Origin of the sequence: Pseudomonas sp. 2FG (genome assembly GCF_005502935.1) — a bacterium.
In the GTDB taxonomy this organism is placed as follows: Bacteria; Pseudomonadota; Gammaproteobacteria; order Pseudomonadales; family Pseudomonadaceae; genus Aquipseudomonas.
In genome coordinates, this window is the sequence record NZ_SCMP01000013.1 from 112,330 (window position 1) to 133,516 (window position 21,187).

The window sequence follows — 21,187 nt, forward strand, 5'->3', positions numbered from 1 at the left end:
GAACAAACCGGGGAGTCATAGCGATGCGCGATTACCTTACCGCCGCAACTGGGTTCGATTACACCAGTACGGCCGACGCCGACCTTGCGGGCTCTCTCGATGCCCTCAATGCCTGTGTCGAATGCTGCGACCGGCATGCCTTGCCGGGGCGCATCGCGTTGTTCTGGGAGGGCCGTGACGGCTCGGTCGCCAACTACAGCTTCAGCCAGCTGAAAGAACTCTCCGGGCGTTTCGCCAATTTCCTCCACAGCCAAGGCGTGCGCCCCGGCGACTGCGTGTCGGGCCTCTTGCCGCGCACCCCGGAGCTGCTCATCACCATCCTCGGGACCTGGCGCCTCGGTGCGGTCTATCAACCGCTGTTCACCGCCTTCGGCCCGAAAGCCATCGAACACCGGGTGAAGATCGCCGGCCCCCGGGTGTTGGTCACCGACGGCACGAATCGGCCGAAACTCGATGAGGTGGACAACCCGCCGACCCTGGTCACAGTTGGCGGCGCCAAGGGGCAGGGCATCGCCCGTGGCGATTTCAGCTTCTGGGCGGAAATCGAGCGGCATTCCCCGGCGTTCGAACCGGTCATGCGCAGCGCCGAAGACCCGTTCCTGATGATGTTCACCTCGGGCACCACCGGGCCGGCGAAACCCTTGCCGGTGCCGCTCAAGGCGCTGATCGCGTTTATCGGCTACATGCGCGATGCGATCGACCTACGCCCCGAAGATTCGTTCTGGAACCTCGCCGATCCGGGCTGGGCCTATGGGCTCTACTACGCGGTGACCGGACCGCTGGCGATGGGGCATCCGACCACCTTCTACGATGGCCCGTTCACGGTCGAAAGCACCTGCCGGATCATCCGCAAATATGCCATCAGCAATCTGGCCGGCTCGCCGACGGCGTATCGGATGCTGCTGGCCAACGCCGCCGAGGTCGCCCAGTCGATCAAGGGCTGCCTGCGCGTAGCCAGCAGTGCCGGCGAACCGCTCACCCCGGAGGTGATCCGCTGGTTCGACGCTCAGCTTGGCGTACCGATCCACGACCATTACGGGCAGACCGAGACGGGCATGGTGCTGTGCAACCACCACGCGCTGGAGCACCCGGTGCGCATCGGCGCGGCAGGCTTCTCGGTGCCCGGTCATAGGGTCGTAGTACTCGATGAGCAGAACCGCGAATTGCCGCCAGGCGAGCCGGGCATCCTCGCCATTGACCGTAAGCACTCGCCGCTGTTCTGGTTTCCCGGTTATCTGGGGGTGCCGACCAAGGCCTTTGTCGGCGACTACTACCTGAGTGGCGACACGGTCGAGCTGAACGACGACGGCAGCATCAGCTTCGTCGGTCGCGCGGACGATGTGATCACCACGTCCGGCTACCGGATTGGCCCCTTCGATGTCGAGAGCGCGCTGATCGAGCATCCGGCGGTGATCGAAGCCGCGGTGATCGGCAAACCGGACCCGGAACGCACCGAACTGATCAAAGCCTTCGTGGTGCTCGGCGCGCAGTACCTGCCCTCGCCGCAGTTGGCCGAAGAACTGCAGCAGTACGTGCGCAAGCGCCTGTCCGCCCACGCCTATCCGCGGGAAGTCGAGTTCGTGCTCGAACTGCCGAAGACCCCGAGCGGCAAAATTCAGCGTTTCCTGCTGCGTAATCAGGAAATCGCCAAACAGCGTGAAGCCGAACCGCACTCGGCGGCGCAGTGAGTCAGGCGTGATCGACCCAGTACTGATTGATTAAGGAGAGCGTTTTGCGTATCGAAGACCGTGTATTCCTGGTGACCGGCGCCAGCTCCGGGCTGGGCCTGGCGACGGCACAGATGTTGATCGCCAACGGCGGCAAAGTAGTGCTGGCCGATCTGAATGCCGAGGCCGGGCTTGCCCGTGCCGCGGAGTTGGGCGGCAATGCGCGCTTCGTCCAAGCCGATATCACCCAGGAGGCCGATGGCCGCCAGGCGATCGCCTGCGTCCTGGAGAGTTTTGGCGCCTTACATGGCCTGGCCAACTGCGCGGGCATTGCGCCGGCGGAAAAGGTCGTAGGCCGACAGGGCGTCCATGGCCTGGAGAGCTTCGCCCGGGTGGTCGGGGTCAACCTGATCGGCACCTTCAACATGCTGCGCCTGGGCGCCGAGGCCATGTCCCAGGGGCCGGCGGACGAGGGCGGCGAGCGCGGGGTGATCATCAACACCGCCTCGGTCGCGGCTTTCGACGGGCAGATCGGCCAGGCCGCCTATGCCGCCTCGAAAAGCGGCGTGGTCGGCATGACCCTGCCGATCGCCCGCGAGCTGGCGCGCTTCGGCATCCGCGTGATGTGCATAGCGCCAGGCATCTTCGCCACGCCGATGCTGACCAGCATGCCGCAGGAGGTGCAGGACTCCCTGGGCGCCAGCGTGCCATTCCCGTCGCGCCTCGGCCGTCCGGACGAATACGCCGCGCTGGTGCGGCACATCATCGAAAACAGCATGCTCAACGGCGAGGTGATTCGTCTCGACGGCGCCATTCGCATGACCGCTAAATAAAGCTGTCCAACTAGTGTTAGTGGTTTGACTGCGCGCGGCTCGCGACAGTTGTGAGGAGGTAAGACATGAGTAATCAACAGGATCCGGTAGTTATCGTCAGTGCCGCCCGCACGCCGATGGGCGGCTTTCTTGGTGACTTCAAGGACGTCACGGCTGCCGAACTGGGCGCCACGGCGATTCGCGCCGCGCTGGCGCGGGCCGGGCTGCAGCCGACGGAGATCGACGAAGTGATACTCGGCTGCGTACTGCCCGCCGGCCAGGGCCAGGCGCCCGCGCGGCAGGCGGCGCTCGGCGCCGGGCTGGCACGCGGTACCGTGTGTTCGACTATCAACAAGATGTGCGGTTCGGGCATGAAAGCCAGCATGTTGGCGCATGACCTATTGCTGGCCGGCAGTGCCGACATAGTGCTGGCCGGCGGCATGGAAAGCATGTCCAACGCGCCCTATCTGCTGGAGCGGGCGCGCAGCGGTTACCGCATGGGCCACGGTCGGGTGCTCGATCACATGTTCCTCGACGGCCTGGAAGATGCCTACGACAAGGGCCGGCTGATGGGCACCTTCGCCGAAGACTGTGCCCAGGCCTATGGCTTCAGCCGTGAGGCGCAGGATGCCTTTGCGCTGGCATCGCTGAGCCGGGCTCAGCAAGCGATGGCCAACGGCCGCTTTGCCGCTGAGATCGCCCCGGTCGAGGTCAAGGTCGGCAAGGCGTTGCGCGAGGTGAGCAGTGACGAGCAGCCGCCGAAAGCCCGGCCGGAGAAGATTCCGACCCTGAAACCGGCGTTCCGCGAAGGTGGCACGGTGACGGCGGCCAACTCCAGTTCGATTTCCGACGGCGCCGCGGCGTTGGTCTTGATGCGCCTGTCGCAAGCCGAACGGCGCGGCCTCGCGCCGCTGGCGGTGATCCGTGGGCATGCCTCGTTCGCCGATGCGCCCAACCTGTTTCCCACCGCGCCTATTGGTGCGCTGCGGCGGCTGCTGCAGAAAACCGGCTGGGCGCTGGGCGAGGTCGATCTGTTCGAGATCAACGAGGCCTTCGCGGTGGTCGCCATGGCCGCCATGCAGGGCCTCGACCTGCCGCACGATAAGGTCAATGTCCACGGTGGTGCCTGCGCCCTCGGCCATCCGATCGGGGCGTCCGGGGCGCGCATCTTGGTCACGCTGCTGTCGGCGCTGAAGCAGTACGACCTCAACCGCGGCGTCGCGGCCATCTGCATCGGTGGCGGCGAAGCCACCGCAATCGCCGTCGAACGACTGCGCTGAGACTGGAGAACTCCATGATTCCCTCGGAACAAGACCTGCAAATCCGCGACGTTGCCCGCCAGTTCGCCCAGGAACGTTTGAAGCCCTTTGCCGCCGACTGGGACCGCGAGCACCGCTATCCGGCCGAGGCTTTGCGTGAGATGGCCGAGTTGGGTTTTCTCGGCATGCTGGTGCCGGAGCAGTGGAACGGCGCGCAAACCGGGCACCTGGCCTATGCCATGGCGCTGGAGGAAATCGCCGCCGGCGATGGCGCCTGCTCGACCATCATGAGCGTGCACAACTCGGTGGGCTGCATGCCGATCTACAAGTTCGGCAGCGACGAGCAGAAACAGCGTTACCTGACGCGGCTGGCCAGTGGGGAAATGCTCGGCGCCTTCGCCCTGACCGAACCGCAGGCCGGTTCCGACGCCAGCGCCCTGAAGACCCGCGCGCGCCGCGACGGCGATCACTACGTGCTGAACGGCACCAAGCAATTCATCACCTCCGGCAGCCATGCCGGGGTGGTAATCACCTTCGCGGTGACCGATCCTGCGGCCGGCAAGAATGGCATCAGCGCCTTTATCGTGCCGACCGATACGCCGGGCTACGAAGTGGCGCGGGTCGAGGACAAGCTCGGGCAGCACGCCTCGGATACCTGCCAGATCGTCTTCAACGACCTGCGCATCCCGGCAGAGCTGCGGCTAGGCGAGGAGGGGCAAGGTTACCGGATCGCCCTGGCCAACCTGGAAGGCGGCCGGATCGGCATCGCCGCGCAATCCGTGGGGATGGCCCGCGCGGCGTTCGAGGTGGCGCGCGATTACGCCCACGAGCGGGAAACCTTCGGCAAACCCTTGCTGCAGCATCAGGCGGTGGCATTCCGGCTGGCGGACATGGCGACGGAAATCGCCGTGGCGCGGCAGATGGTGCACCACACCGCCGCCCTGCGCGATGCCGGGCTGCCCTGTTTGAGCGAGGCGTCGATGGCCAAGTTGTTCGCTTCCGAGATGGCCGAACGGGTCTGCTCGGCGGCGATCCAGACCTTGGGCGGCTATGGCTATCTCAACGATTTCCCGGTCGAGCGCATCTATCGCGACGTGCGGGTCTGTCAGATCTATGAGGGCACCAGCGACGTGCAGCGCATGGTGATAGCGCGCAATCTTTGAGCGCCCGCCTTCGCGGGAACCCAATTCGCGATTGGCTTTTCAAGCCCCGAGCTCAGGCAAATCCCGGAATCGAGGTCGCGAATAAATTCGCCCCTACAAGCGGGGCGCTTCGCGGCTGGCAATTTGCTGCGCGAGCTCGATCAGTTGCTCGCGCATCCAGCGGTTGGCCGGGTCCTGGTCGGTGCTTTCATGCCAATAGAGGTGGGTTTCCACCGGCGGCACTTCTACCGGCAGGCCGACATAGTGCAGGTCGTGGCTGCGGGCGAAACGTTCGGGCACGGTCATGGCCATGTCGGTCTGCTGCATCACCATCGACGCCATCAGGTAGTGCTGCGAGCGCAAGGCGATCTTGCGCTGAATCCCCATCTTGCCCAGGGTCAAGTCGACATAACCCAGGCCACTGCGGCGGCTGGAAATGTGTATGTGGGTCAGCGACATGTATTCGTCCAGGCTGAGCTTATCCTTGGCCAGCGGGTGGCCCTTGCGGATGGCGCAGACATAACGGTCCGCCAGCAGCTTGACGTGGCGTACCTGCGGGTCGGTGTTCAGCGGTGCATCGACGGCGAAGTCGAGGCGGCCAGCGGCCAACTCCTTGGTGGTTTCCCGCCGTTTGGACAGAAAACTCTCGATTTGCACGGCCGGAGCCAGGCGCCGTAGACGCTGGAACAGCGGCGGCAGAATTACCTCCTCGGTGAGGTCGGTCATGCTGATGCGGTAGGTCTTGTTCGCCTGTAATGGGGTGAAGATGCGGCTTTCTTGCACCGAAACGCGCAGCAGCGACAGCGCATTGCGCACCGGACCTATGATGTTCTGTGCCATTGGCGTCGGCACCATGCCTTGCGCGGTGCGCACGAACAAGGGGTCGTTGAAGGTCTCGCGCAGGCGGGCGAGGGCGTTGGAAACGGCCGGCTGGGTGATCCCGACTATCTGCCCGGCGCGGGTCAGGTTGGCCTCGGTGTAGATGGCGTCGAAGACGATAAAAAGGTTGAGATCGACCTTGTTTAGATTCATTCCGAGCGCTCTCCTGAGCTGATCCAGATCAGCCGATCATATATCGGTGATGAATGTTTATACACGCCGAGAATAGGTTAGGTAAATCTTCATCGCTGATCTAGGATCATTTTCAACCTCCCCCCGATACATCAAAATCAGCCGTTCAGAAGGTAGCTCCTAATGGATTTCGCCTATTCCCCCAAGGTTCAAGAACTGCGTGAACGCGTCACTGCGTTTATGGATGCCTATGTTTATCCGGCCGAGTCGGTTTTCGAGCGTCAAGTAGCCGAAGGTGACCGCTGGCAGCCCACCGCGATCATGGAAGAGCTGAAAGCCAAGGCTAAGGCCGAAGGCCTGTGGAACCTGTTTCTCCCGGAGTCCGAGCTGGGTGCCGGCCTGACTAACCTGGAATACGCTCCGCTGGCGGAAATCATGGGCAGATCCTTGCTCGGCCCGGAGCCGTTCAACTGTTCGGCGCCGGACACCGGCAATATGGAAGTCTTGGTGCGTTATGCCAACGAAGCCCAGAAGAAGCAGTGGCTGGAGCCGCTGCTGCGTGGCGAAATCCGCTCCGCCTTCGCCATGACCGAGCCGGACGTGGCCTCGTCCGATGCCACCAACATGGAAGCCCGCGCGGTGCGCGAGGGTGACGAGTGGGTGATCAACGGCCGCAAATGGTGGACTTCCGGCGCCTGTGATCCGCGCTGCAAGATCATGATCTTCATGGGCCTCTCCAACCCGGATGCGCCGCGGCATCAACAACACTCGATGATTCTGGTGCCGACCGATGCGCCCGGGGTGAAGATCGTCCGGCCGTTGCCGGTGTTCGGCTACGACGATGCGCCCCACGGCCACGCCGAAGTGCTGTTCGACAACGTGCGCGTGCCGTACGACAGCGTGCTGCTAGGCGAAGGCCGTGGCTTCGAGATCGCCCAGGGGCGCCTTGGCCCAGGCCGCATCCACCACTGCATGCGCTCCATCGGCATGGCCGAGCGCGCGCTGGAACTGATGTGCAAACGCTCCGTCAGCCGTACCGCCTTCGGCAAGCCGCTGGCGCGCCTGGGTGGCAACGTCGACAAGATCGCCGACTCGCGGATGGAAATCGACATGGCCCGCCTGTTGACCCTGAAAGCCGCGTACATGATGGATACCGTCGGCAACAAGGTCGCCAAGAGCGAGATCGCGCAGATCAAGGTCGTGGCACCGAACGTGGCCTTGCGGGTGATCGACCGCGCCATCCAGATCCACGGTGGCGCCGGCGTGTCCAATGACTTCCCACTGGCCTACATGTATGCGATGCAGCGCACCCTGCGCCTGGCCGACGGCCCGGACGAAGTGCACCGGGCCGCGATCGGTAAGTTCGAGATCGGCAAATACGTGCCCAAAGAACTGCTTAAAAGCAGCCACTAAGGCGCGCTAAAACGACAAGGCCCGCATCTGCGGGCCTTGTCGTTTCTGTGGTCTTTAGCGGCGGCAAGCCAGTTCAGCCGGGCTCGCTCAATACACCCAGACTTCTACCCGACGGTTTTTGATCCGGCCATTCTCCGCGCTATTCGCGGCCACCGGCAGCTCGTCGCCCAAGCCGCTGATGTCACGGAAGAGCACTCCTTGCTTGGCCAGTTCGCGGCGGACCGTCATCGCCCGCAGTTTCGACAGCAAGGCCGCGCGGGCCGCATCGGCTTTAGGGTCACCAAAGCCAATCAGCACCACTTGCCGATGCAGCTTGTCCTGGCTTTTCAGGTAATCCATTACCCGCTCGAGATCGCGCTGGGCCTTGTTGTCGAGGGTGGCGCTGCCTTCCTGGAAACGGAAGTTCACCGACAGCCGCTGCGCATCACGGGCCAGTTGCTGGTAGCTCTGCGGCATCTCCGGCGTCGGCGCAACCTTAATGGCCTGCACCGTCTGCGCGATAAACCCGCTTTGCGCGACTATGGCCTGGCCACGCGGGCTGTGGGCGAACTGTACCAGGGCCTGGGCCCAGGGATTCCGGACGTCGGGCTGGTTATAGAAGAACAACCGGCGCGACAGCGGATAGTCTTCGGTGGCGATCAGACTGGTGGAGGGCGGCATCGCTTGCGACTCACCATCGGCAATCGCCAGCGCTTTGGCTTGGCGAATGTAGGGCAGGCCGATAAAACCAATGCCCTGCGCATCCTGGCTGACCGCATCGGACAGCTGTTCGCTGGACTCATAGCGCTTGGCGCCCGTCGCCAGGCTTTTGCCGTGGGCGGCGAGCACCAGCTCCTTGAAGGTGTCGTAGGTGCCGGACTTGTCATCGCGGGCATACAGCTGGATCGGCCCGCCACGGCCGCCGAGCTCCTCCCAGGTCTTCACCTCGCCAGCGAAGATCTGCGCCAGTTGCTCGGTGCTCAGTGCCGCGAGTGGGTTGCTCGGGTGGAGGATGATCGCCAGGCCATCGATGGCGATCACTTGCTCGGCGCTGCGACTTCGCAGATCGCCGAGTGTGGCCAGCTCCTGCGCCTCGCTGTCTTTAATCGGCCGCGAGGAGGCGGCCAGTTCGGCGCTACCATCCTTCAAGGCGACGAAGCCCGTCCCCGAACCATGGGCGGCGACATCGATGCTGACGGTGCGGCCATCGCTGGTTTGTCCTATTACTCGCTGCTCGTTTTCCGTGCCCGTGGCCTCCTGGCGGATAGCGCGCAGGCCTTGTTGCTCCAGCAAGCCTTTGACCAGCGCCGGACCGAGCTTGGCACCTATGGTGTTGGAACCCTGGATGCGCAGCGCCGGCGTGCCCTCTGGCGGAATCGGCAGGGCGGCGAACACCGACCAGGGTAGGGCGTAGCAGACGAACCCGAGGATCAGCAGGCCGAGGGTACGGTTCCAGGTTTCGTGTTCAACGCTTGGCATTGCGCGCGACATGCGGCAGGCACCTTCTATGACTGGGAGGAAAGTGCCGAGAGATTAAGACGAAGAGGTGACAGGGATATGACAGGGCGGCGCTTTAGAGGCTCTGCAATGGGGTATTGAGCTAAATAACCGGCCAGCTACCCTCGCCCATGAACGGGAGAGGGCAGCTGGATCGAGAAGAGATCAGCTCAGCTCCAGCCAGATCGGCGCATGGTCGGAGGGTTTTTCCATGGCGCGCAGGTCGTAGTCCACGCCCGCGGCTTTGATCCGCGGCTGCAGAGCACTGGAGGTCAGGATCACATCGATGCGCAGGCCGCGTTTGGGCTCGTCTTCGAAGCCTCGGCTGCGGTAGTCGAACCAGCTGAAACGGTCGGCCACGTCCGGGTAGAGCTGCCGGAAACTGTCGACCAGGCCCCAGTTTTTCAGGCTGGACAGCCACTCACGCTCTTCCGGCAGGAAGCTGCATTTGCCGGTCTTCAGCCAGCGCTTGCGGTTCTCCTCGCCGATACCAATGTCGCAGTCTTGCGGGGAAATGTTGATGTCGCCCATCACCACCAGCGGTTGGCTGGGTTGGAACTGGTTTTCCAGCAGGGCCTGCAAATCGGCGTAGAAGCGTTGTTTGGCCGGGAACTTGGTCGGGTGCTCGCGGTTTTCACCCTGCGGGAAGTAGCCGTTCATCACGGTCACCGGCTGGCCATTGGCGTCGGCGAAGCTGCCCCAGATAAAGCGCCGTTGCGCGTCTTCGGCATCGCCGGGAAAGCCTTTATGCAGCGCCAGCGGGGCTTGGCGCGAGAGCAGGGCGACGCCGTAGTGGCCTTTCTGGCCGTGGTAATGCACCTGATAGCCGAGGGCCTCGACGTCGGCCAGCGGGAACTGCTCGTCTGAGACTTTGGTTTCCTGCAGGCCGATCACGTCAGGCTGATGCTTCTCGATCAGCGCCGCCAGTTGATGCGGGCGGGCGCGCAGGCCGTTGATATTGAAGGAGACGATCTTCATGGGCGGCGAGTCCTGGGCTGTCTATCTTGAGAGCTAGCGATGCTAGCCGATTGCTTGGCCGCGCGGCCAGTCATCTGGCAGCCCTGGCGGGGCGGTGCTAACGTGGGGGTGGGCCCCACATAACAAGGGGGCACCACATAACAAGAAGAGGTCACGTGCATGCCTGCATCGTCTGTTGCCGTTGCGCCCGCCGAAGTTCGACTGCTGGATAGCAGTTTCGTCCACGAAGCGCGCTCGCTGCTGTACCACGCCTACCGTCACGAACCTACCTTCGGCTATCTGTTCGAATCTGAACGCCCCGGCTTCGACCAGCGCGTGCGGGCCACCATGCGCGAACTGGTGCAGCAGCACTTCGCCGAAGAACTGCCGGCCATCGGTCTGTTGATCAACGATCGGCTGGTGGCCCTCGCGCTGATTGCGCCACCCCAACGACGGCTGGATATCACCGAGAGCTGGGGCTGGCGGTTACGCATGCTGCTGACCACAGGTTTACGCTGCACCAAGCGCTATCTGGAGTATCACCACGCGGTGCTCGCCTGCCTGCCGCCGGGGCCCTATCACGTGTTGCCACTGCTGGGCGTGCACCCGGAGTTTCAGGGCCGGCATCTCGGTGAACAGTTGCTCGAAGCGCTGCACAACTGGTGCGCCGAGGATACCGGCTCGCAAGGGGTGGTGCTGGATACCGGCAATCCGCGCTACCTGGAGTTCTACCAGCGCCAGGGTTACGAGGAGATCGGTGAGGTGGCGGTTGGGCCGATCATCGAGCACGTGTTTTTTCATCCCAACCCGCAACCCGCCGTGTTGGCCAGCGCCTGAATGCTCCTCGGGGGCGGTAGAACCACTCTGGAATGCGGCCTGGCTTGTCAGGTGCTGACTCATAAGTCAGGACTTTTTCGCCCGTCCGTGTTTAACTCTGTCGGCTAAAATTTCCGGCCTAACAACCCCAGCATAAGGAGCAAGTCCATGGCTCAAGTGACCCTCAAAGGCAACCCCATCCAGGTCAGCGGCGAGCTGCCGCGCGTCGGCCAGCAAGCGCCGGCGTTCAGCCTAGTTGGCCAGGATCTGGCTGACGTGACCCTGGCCAGCTTGGCCGGCAAGCGCAAGGTGCTGAACATTTTCCCCAGCGTCGACACCCCGACCTGCGCCACCTCGGTGCGTAAGTTCAACGCCGAAACCAGCAAGCTGGCCAACACCGTGGTGCTGTGCATCTCCGCCGACCTGCCGTTCGCCCAGGCGCGCTTCTGCGGCGCCGAAGGTCTGGCAAACGTGGTCAACCTATCGACCATGCGCGGTGCCGAATTCCTCAACAACTATGGCGTCGCTATCGCCAACGGCCCACTGGCCGGCGTTGCCGCCCGTGCCGTGGTGGTGCTGGACGAGAACGACAAGGTGCTGCACAGCGAGCTGGTTGCCGAGATCGGCAGCGAGCCGAATTACGAGGCTGCCGTAGCCGCGCTCAAGTAACAGGCTTTCAAGTAACAAGCTGCAACACTACGAACGGCCTGGCTTCCAGGCCGTTTTTATTTGTACGTCAGGCGCTTAGAAAAAGTCAGGGTTAAGTAAAAAGCCGGTAAAGAGGCTTTCCGCCGGGCCTCACAGTGCTTATCGTTCTCGCTCGAATCCAGTAATCGACGATGACCATGAGCTCGCCTACCGCTAAAGCCTCCACGTTCCGCACCTTTCGCCCCTGGTTGATCACCGCCGCCGCTTTTGCCGGCGTGGTGTTGCTGGTCATCTGGTTGTCCGCACCGACTGGCTCAGCCTCGCCGGCCGAGGGCAAGGTCAGAGGGCGGCCGGGGATGGGGCTGCCCGCTGGCGCAGCGGGAATGACGGTGAGTGTCAGCCAGGTCGTGCGCGCCGATCTTGACGTGCACTACCACGCGCTCGGCACCGTGACCGCCTTCAATACCGTGAATATCAAGCCGCGGGTCAGTGGCGAACTGGTCAAGGTGCTGTTCACCGAGGGCCAGGAGGTGAAGGCCGGCGACTTGCTCGCGGTGGTCGACCCGCGCGCCTATCGCGCCGCGTTGGCGCAAGCCGAAGGGACGTTGCAGCAAAACCGCGCGCAGTTGAAAAACGCCGAGATCGACCTCGAACGCTATCGCGGCCTGTATGCCGAAGACTCCATCGCCAAGCAGACCCTGGACACCCAGGCGGCCTTGCTCAGCCAATATCAGGGCACCCTGATGACCAATCAGGGCCAGGTGGATGATGCCAAGCTGAACCTGGCGTTCACCGAAATTCGCGCGCCGATCAGCGGCCGGCTGGGCTTGCGCCAGGTCGACGTCGGTAACCTGGTCAGCTCCAGCGACACCACGCCGCTGGTGGTGATCACCCAGGTACAGCCGATTGCCGTGGTCTTCAACCTGCCGCAACAGCAGCTCGGTACCGTGGTGCGTCAGCTCAACGCCAAGCAGGCGCTGCCGGTCGAGGCGCTGGACCGCAATAAAGATCTGACCCTGGCCAAGGGGGAACTCATTGCCGTAGACAACCAGATCGACACCACCACCGGCACGGTCAAGCTCAAAGCCCGATTTGCCAATAACAGCGGCGATAACACCGACCGTTCGCTTTTCCCCAATCAGTTCGTCAACGTGCGCCTGCTCGCCGAGACCCTGCATGACGTGCTGCTGATCCCGGCCAACGCCGTGCAGCGCGGTAATGACGGCACCTATGTGTATGTGCTCGGCGAAGGCGACAAGGTCAGCCAGCGCGCGATCACCCTGGGGATCGGCGAAGGCGAAAGGGTCGTGGTGGAAAAGGGCCTGGCAGTCGGTGAGCAGGTCGTGGTCGAGGGTACCGACCGTCTGCGCGATGGCATGGCGGTGCGTATCGCCGCGCCTGAGCCCTCGCAGAAAGAGCAAGGGCAGAAAGAGCAGGGCGCTGGCGCATCCCAAGGTGCTGCGGCCCAAGGCCAAGAGGCTAAGGCCGGGGCCGCACAATGAACCCGTCGCGCCCGTTCATCCTGCGGCCGGTCGCGACCACCTTGTTGATGGTCGCGATCCTGCTGTCGGGGATCATCGCCTATCGCTTCTTACCGATTTCGGCCTTGCCGGAAGTGGATTATCCGACCATCCAGGTGGTCACCCTGTATCCCGGCGCCAGCCCGGAAATCATGACGTCCTCGGTGACCGCACCGTTGGAAAACCAGCTCGGGCAGATCCCCGGCCTGAACGAGATGTCTTCCAGCAGTTCGGGCGGTGCGTCGGTGATCACCCTGCAGTTCACCCTGCAAAGTGACCTGGATGTGGTCGAACAGGGCGTCCAGGCGGCGATCAATACCGCGCAGAGCCTGCTGCCCAATGACCTGCCGTACCAGCCCTCGTACAGCAAGGTGAACCCGGCCGATGCGCCAATCCTGACGCTGGCAGTGACCTCGAGCAATCTGTCGTTGCCGCAGGTGCAGGATCTGGTGGACACCCGCCTGGCGCAAAAAATCTCGCAGATTTCCGGCGTCGGCCTGGTCAGCATCAGCGGTGGGCAGCGCCCTGCGGTACGCATTCGCGCCAATCCGATCGCCCTGGCCGCCGCCGGGCTGAGCCTGGATGATCTGCGCAGCACGGTGTCGAACAACAACCTCAACGGCCCGAAAGGCAGTTTCGACGGCCCGACCCGGGCTTCGACCCTGGATGCCAACGACCAACTCAAATCCGCCGCGGCTTACCGTGAGCTGGTGGTGGCGTACAAGAACGGCGCGCCGCTGCGCCTGCAGGACGTTGCCAGCATCGACGACGCTGCGGAAAACGTCCGCCTCGCCGCCTGGGCCAATACTACGCCGGCGGTGGTGCTGAACATCCAGCGCCAGCCGGGCGCCAACGTGATCGAGGTGGTCGACCGCATCAAGGCCCTGTTGCCGCAGCTGCAAGCTAGCCTGCCGGGCAGCCTGGAGGTCCAGGTGCTGACTGACCGCACCACGACCATCCGGGCATCGGTCGCCGATGTGCAGTTCGAGTTGGTGCTGGCCGTCTGCCTGGTGGTGATGGTGACCTTCCTGTTTCTGCGCAACTTCTCCGCCACATTGATTCCCAGCCTGGCGGTGCCGCTGTCGCTGATCGGCACCTTCGGCGTCATGTACCTGGCCGGTTTCTCGGTCAACAACCTGTCGCTGATGGCGCTGACCATCGCCACCGGCTTCGTGGTCGATGACGCCATCGTCATGGTGGAAAACATCACCCGTTACCTGGAACAAGGTGACGGCCCGCTGGAGGCCGCGCTGAAGGGCTCGAAGCAGATCGGCTTCACCATCATCTCGCTGACCTTTTCCCTGATCGCCGTGCTGATTCCGCTGCTGTTCATGGGCGACGTAGCGGGGCGGCTGTTTCGCGAGTTCGCCATCACCCTAGCGGTGGCGATCCTGATTTCCGGCATAGTCTCGCTGACGTTGACGCCGATGCTCTGCGCCAAACTGCTGCGGCACATCCCCGAGCACAAGCAGGGGCGTTTCGCCCGCGCCGCCGGCCACGTCATCGAGGGCATGATCGAACGCTACGGCCGCGCCTTGCGCGTGGTGCTGCGCCATCAACCGCTGACCTTGCTGGTCGCCATCGGCACCCTGCTGCTGACCGCGCTGCTCTATGCCTTGATGCCCAAGGGCTTCTTCCCGGTGCAGGACACCGGGGTGATCCAGGGCATCGCCGAGGCGCCGCAGTCGATCTCCTTCCAGGCCATGGCGGCGCGGCAGCAGGATTTGTCCAGGGTGCTGCTGGCCGATCCGGCGGTGGCAAGCCTGTCCTCCTTTATCGGTGTGGATGGCAGCAACGCCACGCTGAACACCGGCCGCCTGCTGATCAACCTCAAGCCCCACGGCCAGCGCGATGTCAGCGCCAGCGAGGTGATCCGCCGGCTGCAGCCCAAGCTCGCCGAGGTCGACGGGATTCGCCTGTACCTGCAACCGGTGCAGGACCTGACCATCGAGGACCGGGTCGCGCGCACCCAGTACCAGTTCACCTTGCAGGACTCCAACCCCGAGGTGCTGGCCAAGTGGGTGCCGCTGCTGGTCGAGCGCCTGCAGCAGTTGCCGGAACTCGCCGACGTGGCCAGTGACTGGCAGGACAAGGGCCTGCAGGCCTTCGTCAATATCGACCGCGACGCCGCCTCGCGCCTGGGCGTGTCCCTGGCCGATGTCGACAGCGCGCTGTACAACGCCTTCGGCCAGCGGCTGATCTCCACCATCTTCACCCAGGCCACCCAGTACCGGGTGGTACTGGAGGTGGCGCCGCAGTTCCAGCTCGGCCCGCAGGCGCTGGAAAACCTCTATGTCAGCGGCACCGACGGGGTGCAGGTGCGGCTCTCGGCATTGGCCCACATCGAGGAACGCCACACCTTGCTGGCGATCAACCATATCAGCCAGTTCCCGGCGGCGACCCTCTCCTTCAACCTCGCGCCGGGCATCGCCTTGAGTGAGGCGGTGCAGGCGATTCGCGCGGTGGAGCAGCAGATGAACCTGCCGGTCGGCCTGCAGACCAGTTTCCGCGGTGCGGCGCAGGCGTTCGAGGCGTCGCTGTCGAGCACGCTGCTGCTGATCCTGGCGGCGGTGGTGACCATGTACATAGTGCTGGGGATTCTCTACGAGAGCTTTATCCACCCGGTGACCATCCTCTCCACGCTGCCCTCGGCCGGGGTCGGCGCGCTGCTGGCCTTGATGCTGGCGGGGGAGGAGATCGGCATAGTGGCGATCATCGGCATCATCCTGCTGATCGGCATCGTCAAGAAGAACGCGATCATGATGATCGACTTCGCCCTCGATGCGGAGCGTCACCAGGGCATGAGCCCGGTGGATGCGATCTTTCAGGCCTGCCTGCTGCGGTTCCGGCCAATCCTGATGACCACCCTGGCCGCGCTGCTCGCCGCGCTGCCGCTGATGTTCGCCGCCGGTGCCGGCGCCGAACTCCGGCGGCCGCTGGGGATCGCCATGGTCGGCGGCCTGCTGCTCAGCCAGGTGCTGACGCTGTTCACCACGCCGGTGATCTACCTGGCCTTCGACCGTTTGGCGCGGCGTTGGAATGCCTGGCGTAAGCGCCATGGCATGGATCTGTCGGTGGACGCATGAGCCTCTCGACGGCGTTTATCCGCCGCCCGGTCGCGACCACGCTGCTGACCCTGGCGTTGCTGCTGGCCGGCTGGTTGTCGTTCGGCCTGTTGCCGGTGGCGCCGCTGCCGCAGGTGGATTTCCCGACCATCATGGTCAGCGCGGCGATGCCCGGGGCCAGCCCGGAGACCATGGCCTCCTCGGTGGCGACGCCGCTGGAGCGCGCACTGGGGCGGATCTCCGGCATCAGCGAGATGACCTCGACCAGTTCGCTGGGCTCGACCACCATCATCATTCAGTTCGAGCTGGAAAAGAACATCGAGGGTGCGGCGAGAGAAGTCCAGGCGGCGATCAACGCGGCCAGTAGCCTGTTGCCGAGCGGCATGCCGAGCAATCCGACTTACCGCAAGGCCAACCCCTCGGACATGCCGGTGATGGTGCTGACGCTGACGTCGGAGAGTTACAGCCGCGGTGAAATGTACGACCTGGCCTCGACCCTGTTATCGCCACGGCTGTCCCAGGTGAAGGGCATTGGCCAGGTCAGCATCGGCGGCAGCTCCTTGCCGGCGGTGCGCGTCGACCTTAACCCGGATGCCTTGAACCAGTTCGGCATCTCCCTCGACAGCGTGCGTACGGCCATCGCCAATACCAACTCGAACGGTCCCAAGGGCGCGATCGAGAGCGATGAGCGGCAGTGGCAGGTGGACGCCAACGACCAGTTGCGCAAAGCCAGCGACTACCTGCCGGTGATCGTTCACTACAACGCCGAAACCGGTGCCGCCGTGCGCCTGGGGGATATTGCCCAGGTCAGCAATGCGGTGGAGGACGTGCGCAACGCCGGTTTTTCCGGGAAGAGTCCGGCGGTGCTGCTGATCGTCACCCGTCAGCCGGGCGCCAACATCATCGAGGCCACCGATGCCATCCACGGGTTGCTGCCGCAGTTGCAGGAACTGCTCGGCCCGCAGGTCACACTCAAGGTCATGGACGACCGCAGCCCGAGCATCCGCGCCTCGCTGGATGAGGCGGAGATCACCTTGCTGATCTCCGTGATGCTGGTGATCCTGGTGGTCTACCTGTTTCTGCGCAGCCCGCGCGCCACGCTGATTCCGGCCCTGGCGGTGCCGGTGTCGCTGGTCGGCACTTTCGCGGTGATGTACCTCTGCGACTTCTCGCTGAACAACCTGTCGCTGATGGCGCTGATAGTCGCCACCGGTTTCGTGGTCGACGATGCCATAGTGGTGGTAGAGAACATCGCCCGGCGGATCGAGGAGGGCGAGTCGCCGCTGGAGGCCTCGATCCATGGCGCCCGCGAAGTCGGCTTCACGGTGCTGTCGATGACCCTGTCACTGGTGGCGGTGTTTATCCCGATCCTGCTGATGGGCGGGATCATGGGCCGCTTGTTCCGCGAGTTCTCGGTGACGCTGTCGGCGGCGATCCTGGTGTCGCTGGTGGTGTCTTTGACGCTGACGCCGATGCTCTGCGCGCGCCTGCTGAAGTCGCACAAGAAGTCTTCAGTGCAGGCTCGGCCGCGCCAGCAGAGCCGCTTGTTCCAGAGCGTCATGCGGCGTTATCAGAGCAGCCTGGAGTGGGCGCTCAGCCATTCACGGCTGATGCTGGTGATCATGGCCGGCTGCATCGCGCTGAATCTCTACCTGTTCGCGGTGGTGCCCAAGGGCTTCCTGCCGGAGCAGGATTCCGGCCGGCTACGGGGTTTCGCGGTGGCCGACCAGAGCATTTCGTTCCAGGCGCTGCAGCAGAAGATGGAGGCTTTTCGCCGCATCCTCGGCGAAGATCCGGCGGTAGCGAACGTCGTAGGTTTTGTCGGCGGCGGGCGCTGGCAATCGAGCAACACCGGTTCGTTCTTCGTCACCTTGAAACCCATAGGCGAACGTGACCCGGTCAATAGCGTGTTGGCGCGCCTACGGGTGAAGCTGGCGAAAATTCCCGGTGCGGCGCTCTATCTCAACGCCGGGCAGGATGTGCGCCTGGGTGGCCGCGATAGCAACGCCAGCAACCAGTTCACCCTGCGCAGCGATGACCTGAAACTGCTGCGTGAATGGGCGCCGAAAGTCGAGGCGGCGATGCGCGCCGTGCCACAGGTGCAGGACTTGAATAGCGACTCCCAGGACAAGGGCGTGCAAAGCCTGCTGGTGATCGACCGTGACCGCGCCGCCAGCCTCGGCGTGGACGTGGCGCTGGTGGATGAGGTGCTGAACAACTCCTTCGGCCAGCGGCAGATCGCCAACCTCTACAACCCGCTGAACCAGTACCATGTGGTGATGGAAGTCGGCGCCCAGTACCAGCAGAGCCCGGAAATCCTCCGTCAGGTGTACGTCATCGGCAGTGCCGGGCAGCGCGTGCCGCTGGCCGAGTTCAGCCACTTCGAGCCGAGCACCGCGCCGCTGTCGGTCAACCACCAGGGGCAGTTCGCCGCCATTACCTTTTCCTTCAACCTGGCGCCGAAGGCGCTGATCGGCCCGACGCGGGATGCGATCATGGCGGCGTTGGCGCCCTTGCAACTGCCACTGGATATCCAGGCCAGCTTCGAAGGCAACGCCGGCGCCGTGCAGCAGACGCAAGACAACATGCCCTGGCTGATCGTGCTGGCATTGGTCTCGGTGTACATCGTGCTCGGCATTCTCTATGAGAGCTATGTGCACCCACTGACCATCCTCTCGACGCTGCCGTCGGCGGGCGTCGGCGCGCTGCTGGCCTTGATCATCTGCCGCAGCGAGCTGACGTTGATCGCCCTGATCGGCATCATCCTGCTGATCGGCATCGTCAAGAAGAACGCCATCCTGATGATCGACTTCGCCCTGGAGGCCGAGCGTCGCCTGGGCCTGAGCCCCCGCGAGGCGATTCTCGAAGCCTGCGTCAAACGCTTCCGGCCGATCATGATGACCACCCTGGCGGCGCTGCTGGGCGCGCTGCCGCTGATTTTCGGGGTCGGTGGCGATGCCGGGCTGCGCCGGCCGCTGGGGATCACCATAGTCGGCGGCTTGCTCGCCAGCCAATTGCTCACGCTGTACACCACGCCCGTGGTCTACCTGTACCTCGACCGTCTGCGCCACTGGGTCAATCGCCGGCGTGGCGTGCGCACCGATGCCTCGTTGGAGAACCCGTTATGAGCCTGTATCCCCGCCGTCTTTCGCAGGCGTCGGCCCTGGTTATTGCCGTCGCGCTGGCAGGCTGTGCCGTCGGCCCGGACTATCAAACCCCGAGTATCGAGGTGCCGGCCAGCTTCAAGCAGGCCGAAGGCTGGCGTATCGCCGAGCCCAGCGATGCGCTGCAGCGTGGCGCCTGGTGGGCGCTGTATGGCGATCCGGTATTGAACGGTCTGCAACAGCGGCTGCAGCAAGCCAACCAGACGCTGGCCCAGGCCGAGGCGCAATACCGGCAGGCGCTAGCCTTGGCGCGCGGCGCGCGGGCGGCGTTTTTCCCGAGTCTGTCGGCGAGCTTCGACAAGACCCGCTCGGGCCAGGGCGCCGGCGGCAGCACCGTGCGCCTGGCCGATGGCTCGACCGTCAACAGCGCCAGCACCGGCGGCATTTCCACCAGCTACCAAAGCAGCCTCGGGGTGAGTTGGGAGCTCGACCTCTGGGGCAAGCTGCGTCGGCAACTGGAGTCCGACAGCGCCAGTGCGCAGGCGAGCAAGGCGACCCTGGCCGCGACCAAACTCAGCCAGCAGTCGCAACTGGCGCAGAACTACCTGCAATTGCGCGTGCTGGATGCGCAGAAGCGCCTGCTCGATGCCACAGTCGAGGCTTATGCCCGCTCGCTCAAACTCAGCGAGAACCAATACCGCGCCGGGATAGTCACCAAGGCCGACGTCGCCCAGGCCCGCACCCAACTGAAAAGCACCCAGGCCCAGGCCATCGACCTGAAGTACCAGCGCGCCCAGTTGGAACACGCGATTGCCGTGCTGGTGGGCGTACCGCCGGCGGAATTCAGCCTGGCGACGCTGGACAGCTTGCCCAGCCTGCCGGAGATCCCCGCAACCCTGCCGTCGCAACTGCTGCAACGGCGCCCGGACATTGCCGCCGCCGAGCGCGAGGTGATTGCGGCCAACGCCTTGATCGGCGTGAACAAGGCCGCCTATTACCCGGACCTGACCCTGACCGCGGCCGGTGGTTATCGCAACGACAGCCTCAGCCAGTTGCTCACGGTACCGAACCGCTATTGGTCGATCGGCCCGGAGTTCGCCATGACCCTGTTCGACGCAGGGCTGATCCGCTCGCGGGTGGAGCAGGCCGAGGCCAGCTACGATGCCACCGTCGCCAACTACCGGCAGACCGTGCTGAGCGGCTTTCGCGAGGTCGAAGACTACCTGGTGCAACTCGACGTGCTGGCGGAGGAGAGCGGGGTACAGCAGGAGGCCCTGGATTCGGCGCGTGAGTCGCTGCGGCTGATCAACAACCAGTACAAGGCCGGCACCATCGACTACCTGAATGTGGTCACGGTGCAGACCACCGCATTGTCCAACGAACGCAGCGTCCTGACCCTGTTCGGCAGCCGCCTGACCGCCAGTGTGCAGTTGATCGCGGCCTTGGGCGGCGGCTGGCAGATCGAGCAACTCACGCAACCCGACGCAGCAGTGACCGAAGCCACCGATTAAGTACGTTAAGCGGATACAAAGGCGCTTCACGGATTACCGGGGACACTCTTCGTGCCCTGCTAATGGGGCGGGGAGCCGCTCTTCTGCCGCAGACGCAGCTCTTTGTAGGAGCGGGCCATGCCCGCGAAAGCCCCTCAAGCATCGCGGGCATGGCCCGCTCCTACGGGTTTTGCGCTTTTCCAATGCCCCGCATAGCGCCGCAGGCACTCTGCTGGAAGCGATAAATACAAAGGAACGGTGCAGGCAAACCGGCTATACCCGTATCCATAGCCAGGAGAGGGATAGCCATGTCTGACAGGGTTTTCGCTTCAAGCGCAGGCGTACGATTGGCGAGATAACGAGATGAACAAACCCACTATTGTGCTTCTAGCACTATCGGCGTTCTCCACCTCAGCGGCCGTCGCCTATGAGCCGGCCGACGAACAGAGCCCTGCGCCAATCACCCGGATCTACATAAGCCCCGGCGCCAGCGGAAGTATCGGCACTTCGAGCCGCCATGAGCGCTACGACAACTACGGCGGCTATCCTGTGCCCAGCGGCGGGTACAGGAACGAGCGAAGCTTTCAGGGCAGCGGCTCCTCGCAAATCAGGGGAAATGTCACCCAGAGCATCGAGTACCCGGGCGTCGGGGAGTTCCAGCGCCAGCCCGGCAGCCGCACGATAGAGATCAATAGGCGGTAATAGCCTCCGGTTAGTTCGGTCCTGTTCAAGACATATTGTCACGCCGCTGTCGCACCCCCGTCACACGCTTGCCACCGCTATTCGCTGCAATCGCTGCAACTCATC

At 64.0% G+C, this 21,187-nt stretch carries 15 protein-coding genes; 12 read left to right on the plus strand and 3 right to left on the minus strand.

What is annotated here, in order from left to right:
• Positions 1 to 23: 23 nt before the first annotated feature.
• From FFS13_RS14485 to FFS13_RS14500, 4 genes are all read left to right on the plus strand, one after another.
• Entirely contained in the window at positions 24 to 1,688 is a 1,665-nt protein-coding gene (locus tag FFS13_RS14485; RefSeq protein WP_137819788.1) for an acyl-CoA synthetase, read from the plus strand.
• 44 nt (positions 1,689 to 1,732) lie between these two features.
• A complete protein-coding gene (locus FFS13_RS14490) occupies positions 1,733 to 2,500 on the plus strand; it encodes a 3-hydroxyacyl-CoA dehydrogenase (RefSeq protein ID WP_137819789.1) in 768 nt (255 codons plus the stop codon).
• Positions 2,501 to 2,565: 65 nt separating this feature from the next.
• Entirely contained in the window at positions 2,566 to 3,759 is a 1,194-nt protein-coding gene (locus FFS13_RS14495; protein WP_137819790.1) for an acetyl-CoA C-acyltransferase, read from the plus strand.
• A gap of 14 nt (positions 3,760 to 3,773) precedes the next feature.
• Positions 3,774 to 4,901 carry an acyl-CoA dehydrogenase family protein gene (locus FFS13_RS14500; RefSeq protein WP_137819791.1) on the plus strand — a complete coding sequence of 376 codons (1,128 nt, stop codon included), beginning with the start codon at positions 3,774 to 3,776 and terminating at the stop codon, positions 4,899 to 4,901.
• Positions 4,902 to 4,994: 93 nt separating this feature from the next.
• Here FFS13_RS14500 and FFS13_RS14505 read toward each other — a convergent pair whose 3' ends face one another.
• Complete coding sequence (locus tag FFS13_RS14505) at positions 4,995 to 5,912, minus strand: LysR family transcriptional regulator (RefSeq protein ID WP_137819792.1); 918 nt, start codon at positions 5,910 to 5,912, stop codon at positions 4,995 to 4,997.
• Positions 5,913 to 6,074: 162 nt separating this feature from the next.
• On the opposite strand from FFS13_RS14505, the gene FFS13_RS14510 reads away from it, so the two are divergent.
• On the plus strand, positions 6,075 to 7,304 hold the full coding sequence (locus FFS13_RS14510; protein ID WP_137819793.1) for an acyl-CoA dehydrogenase: 1,230 nt from the start codon (positions 6,075 to 6,077) through the stop codon (positions 7,302 to 7,304).
• Between the two features lie 87 nt (positions 7,305 to 7,391).
• Here FFS13_RS14510 and FFS13_RS14515 read toward each other — a convergent pair whose 3' ends face one another.
• A complete protein-coding gene (locus FFS13_RS14515; protein WP_137819794.1) occupies positions 7,392 to 8,774 on the minus strand; it encodes a substrate-binding domain-containing protein in 1,383 nt (460 codons plus the stop codon).
• A gap of 171 nt (positions 8,775 to 8,945) precedes the next feature.
• Complete coding sequence (gene xthA, locus FFS13_RS14520) at positions 8,946 to 9,758, minus strand: exodeoxyribonuclease III (RefSeq protein WP_137819795.1); 813 nt, start codon at positions 9,756 to 9,758, stop codon at positions 8,946 to 8,948.
• A gap of 159 nt (positions 9,759 to 9,917) precedes the next feature.
• Here xthA and FFS13_RS14525 point away from each other — a divergent pair, with 159 nt between their 5' ends.
• From FFS13_RS14525 to FFS13_RS14555, 7 genes are all read left to right on the plus strand, one after another.
• Positions 9,918 to 10,574, plus strand: coding sequence for an N-acetyltransferase (locus tag FFS13_RS14525; RefSeq protein WP_137819796.1), 657 nt, complete (start codon positions 9,918 to 9,920; stop codon positions 10,572 to 10,574).
• A 147-nt stretch (positions 10,575 to 10,721) separates the two neighbouring features.
• Positions 10,722 to 11,222, plus strand: coding sequence for a thiol peroxidase (gene tpx, locus FFS13_RS14530; RefSeq protein ID WP_137819797.1), 501 nt, complete (start codon positions 10,722 to 10,724; stop codon positions 11,220 to 11,222).
• Positions 11,223 to 11,398: 176 nt separating this feature from the next.
• Positions 11,399 to 12,703 (plus strand): MdtA/MuxA family multidrug efflux RND transporter periplasmic adaptor subunit, encoded by a 1,305-nt coding sequence (locus FFS13_RS14535; RefSeq protein ID WP_137819798.1) that lies wholly within the window; start codon positions 11,399 to 11,401, stop codon positions 12,701 to 12,703.
• Positions 12,700 to 15,807, plus strand: a complete 3,108-nt coding sequence (locus FFS13_RS14540; RefSeq protein WP_137819799.1) for an MdtB/MuxB family multidrug efflux RND transporter permease subunit — start codon at positions 12,700 to 12,702, stop codon at positions 15,805 to 15,807. The genes FFS13_RS14535 and FFS13_RS14540 overlap by 4 nt, the downstream gene beginning before the upstream one ends.
• On the plus strand, positions 15,804 to 18,914 hold the full coding sequence (locus FFS13_RS14545) for a multidrug efflux RND transporter permease subunit (protein WP_137819800.1): 3,111 nt from the start codon (positions 15,804 to 15,806) through the stop codon (positions 18,912 to 18,914). Before FFS13_RS14540 ends, FFS13_RS14545 begins: the two co-directional genes overlap by 4 nt.
• Positions 18,911 to 20,401 carry an efflux transporter outer membrane subunit gene (locus FFS13_RS14550; protein ID WP_137819801.1) on the plus strand — a complete coding sequence of 497 codons (1,491 nt, stop codon included), beginning with the start codon at positions 18,911 to 18,913 and terminating at the stop codon, positions 20,399 to 20,401. The genes FFS13_RS14545 and FFS13_RS14550 overlap by 4 nt, the downstream gene beginning before the upstream one ends.
• Positions 20,402 to 20,743: 342 nt before the next feature.
• The gene (locus FFS13_RS14555) at positions 20,744 to 21,082 is read left to right on the plus strand and encodes a hypothetical protein (RefSeq protein ID WP_137819802.1); all 339 of its coding nucleotides are present in this window, start codon (positions 20,744 to 20,746) and stop codon (positions 21,080 to 21,082) included.
• The last annotated feature ends 105 nt before the right edge of the window (positions 21,083 to 21,187 follow it).

What these genes read in the sequence shown, in the direction of transcription:
- FFS13_RS14485 (WP_137819788.1), top strand. Translation starts at nt 24, where the DNA reads ATGCGCGATTACCTTACCGCCGCAACTGGGTTCGATTACACCAGTACG.
- FFS13_RS14495 (WP_137819790.1), top strand. Translation starts at nt 2,566, where the DNA reads ATGAGTAATCAACAGGATCCGGTAGTTATCGTCAGTGCCGCCCGCACG.
- FFS13_RS14500 (WP_137819791.1), top strand. Translation starts at nt 3,774, where the DNA reads ATGATTCCCTCGGAACAAGACCTGCAAATCCGCGACGTTGCCCGCCAG.
- FFS13_RS14505 (WP_137819792.1), bottom strand. Translation starts at nt 5,912, where the DNA reads ATGAATCTAAACAAGGTCGATCTCAACCTTTTTATCGTCTTCGACGCC.
- FFS13_RS14510 (WP_137819793.1), top strand. Translation starts at nt 6,075, where the DNA reads ATGGATTTCGCCTATTCCCCCAAGGTTCAAGAACTGCGTGAACGCGTC.
- FFS13_RS14515 (WP_137819794.1), bottom strand. Translation starts at nt 8,774, where the DNA reads ATGTCGCGCGCAATGCCAAGCGTTGAACACGAAACCTGGAACCGTACC.
- xthA (WP_137819795.1), bottom strand. Translation starts at nt 9,758, where the DNA reads ATGAAGATCGTCTCCTTCAATATCAACGGCCTGCGCGCCCGCCCGCAT.
- FFS13_RS14525 (WP_137819796.1), top strand. Translation starts at nt 9,918, where the DNA reads ATGCCTGCATCGTCTGTTGCCGTTGCGCCCGCCGAAGTTCGACTGCTG.
- tpx (WP_137819797.1), top strand. Translation starts at nt 10,722, where the DNA reads ATGGCTCAAGTGACCCTCAAAGGCAACCCCATCCAGGTCAGCGGCGAG.
- FFS13_RS14535 (WP_137819798.1), top strand. Translation starts at nt 11,399, where the DNA reads ATGAGCTCGCCTACCGCTAAAGCCTCCACGTTCCGCACCTTTCGCCCC.
- FFS13_RS14540 (WP_137819799.1), top strand. Translation starts at nt 12,700, where the DNA reads ATGAACCCGTCGCGCCCGTTCATCCTGCGGCCGGTCGCGACCACCTTG.
- FFS13_RS14545 (WP_137819800.1), top strand. Translation starts at nt 15,804, where the DNA reads ATGAGCCTCTCGACGGCGTTTATCCGCCGCCCGGTCGCGACCACGCTG.
- FFS13_RS14550 (WP_137819801.1), top strand. Translation starts at nt 18,911, where the DNA reads ATGAGCCTGTATCCCCGCCGTCTTTCGCAGGCGTCGGCCCTGGTTATT.
- FFS13_RS14555 (WP_137819802.1), top strand. Translation starts at nt 20,744, where the DNA reads ATGAACAAACCCACTATTGTGCTTCTAGCACTATCGGCGTTCTCCACC.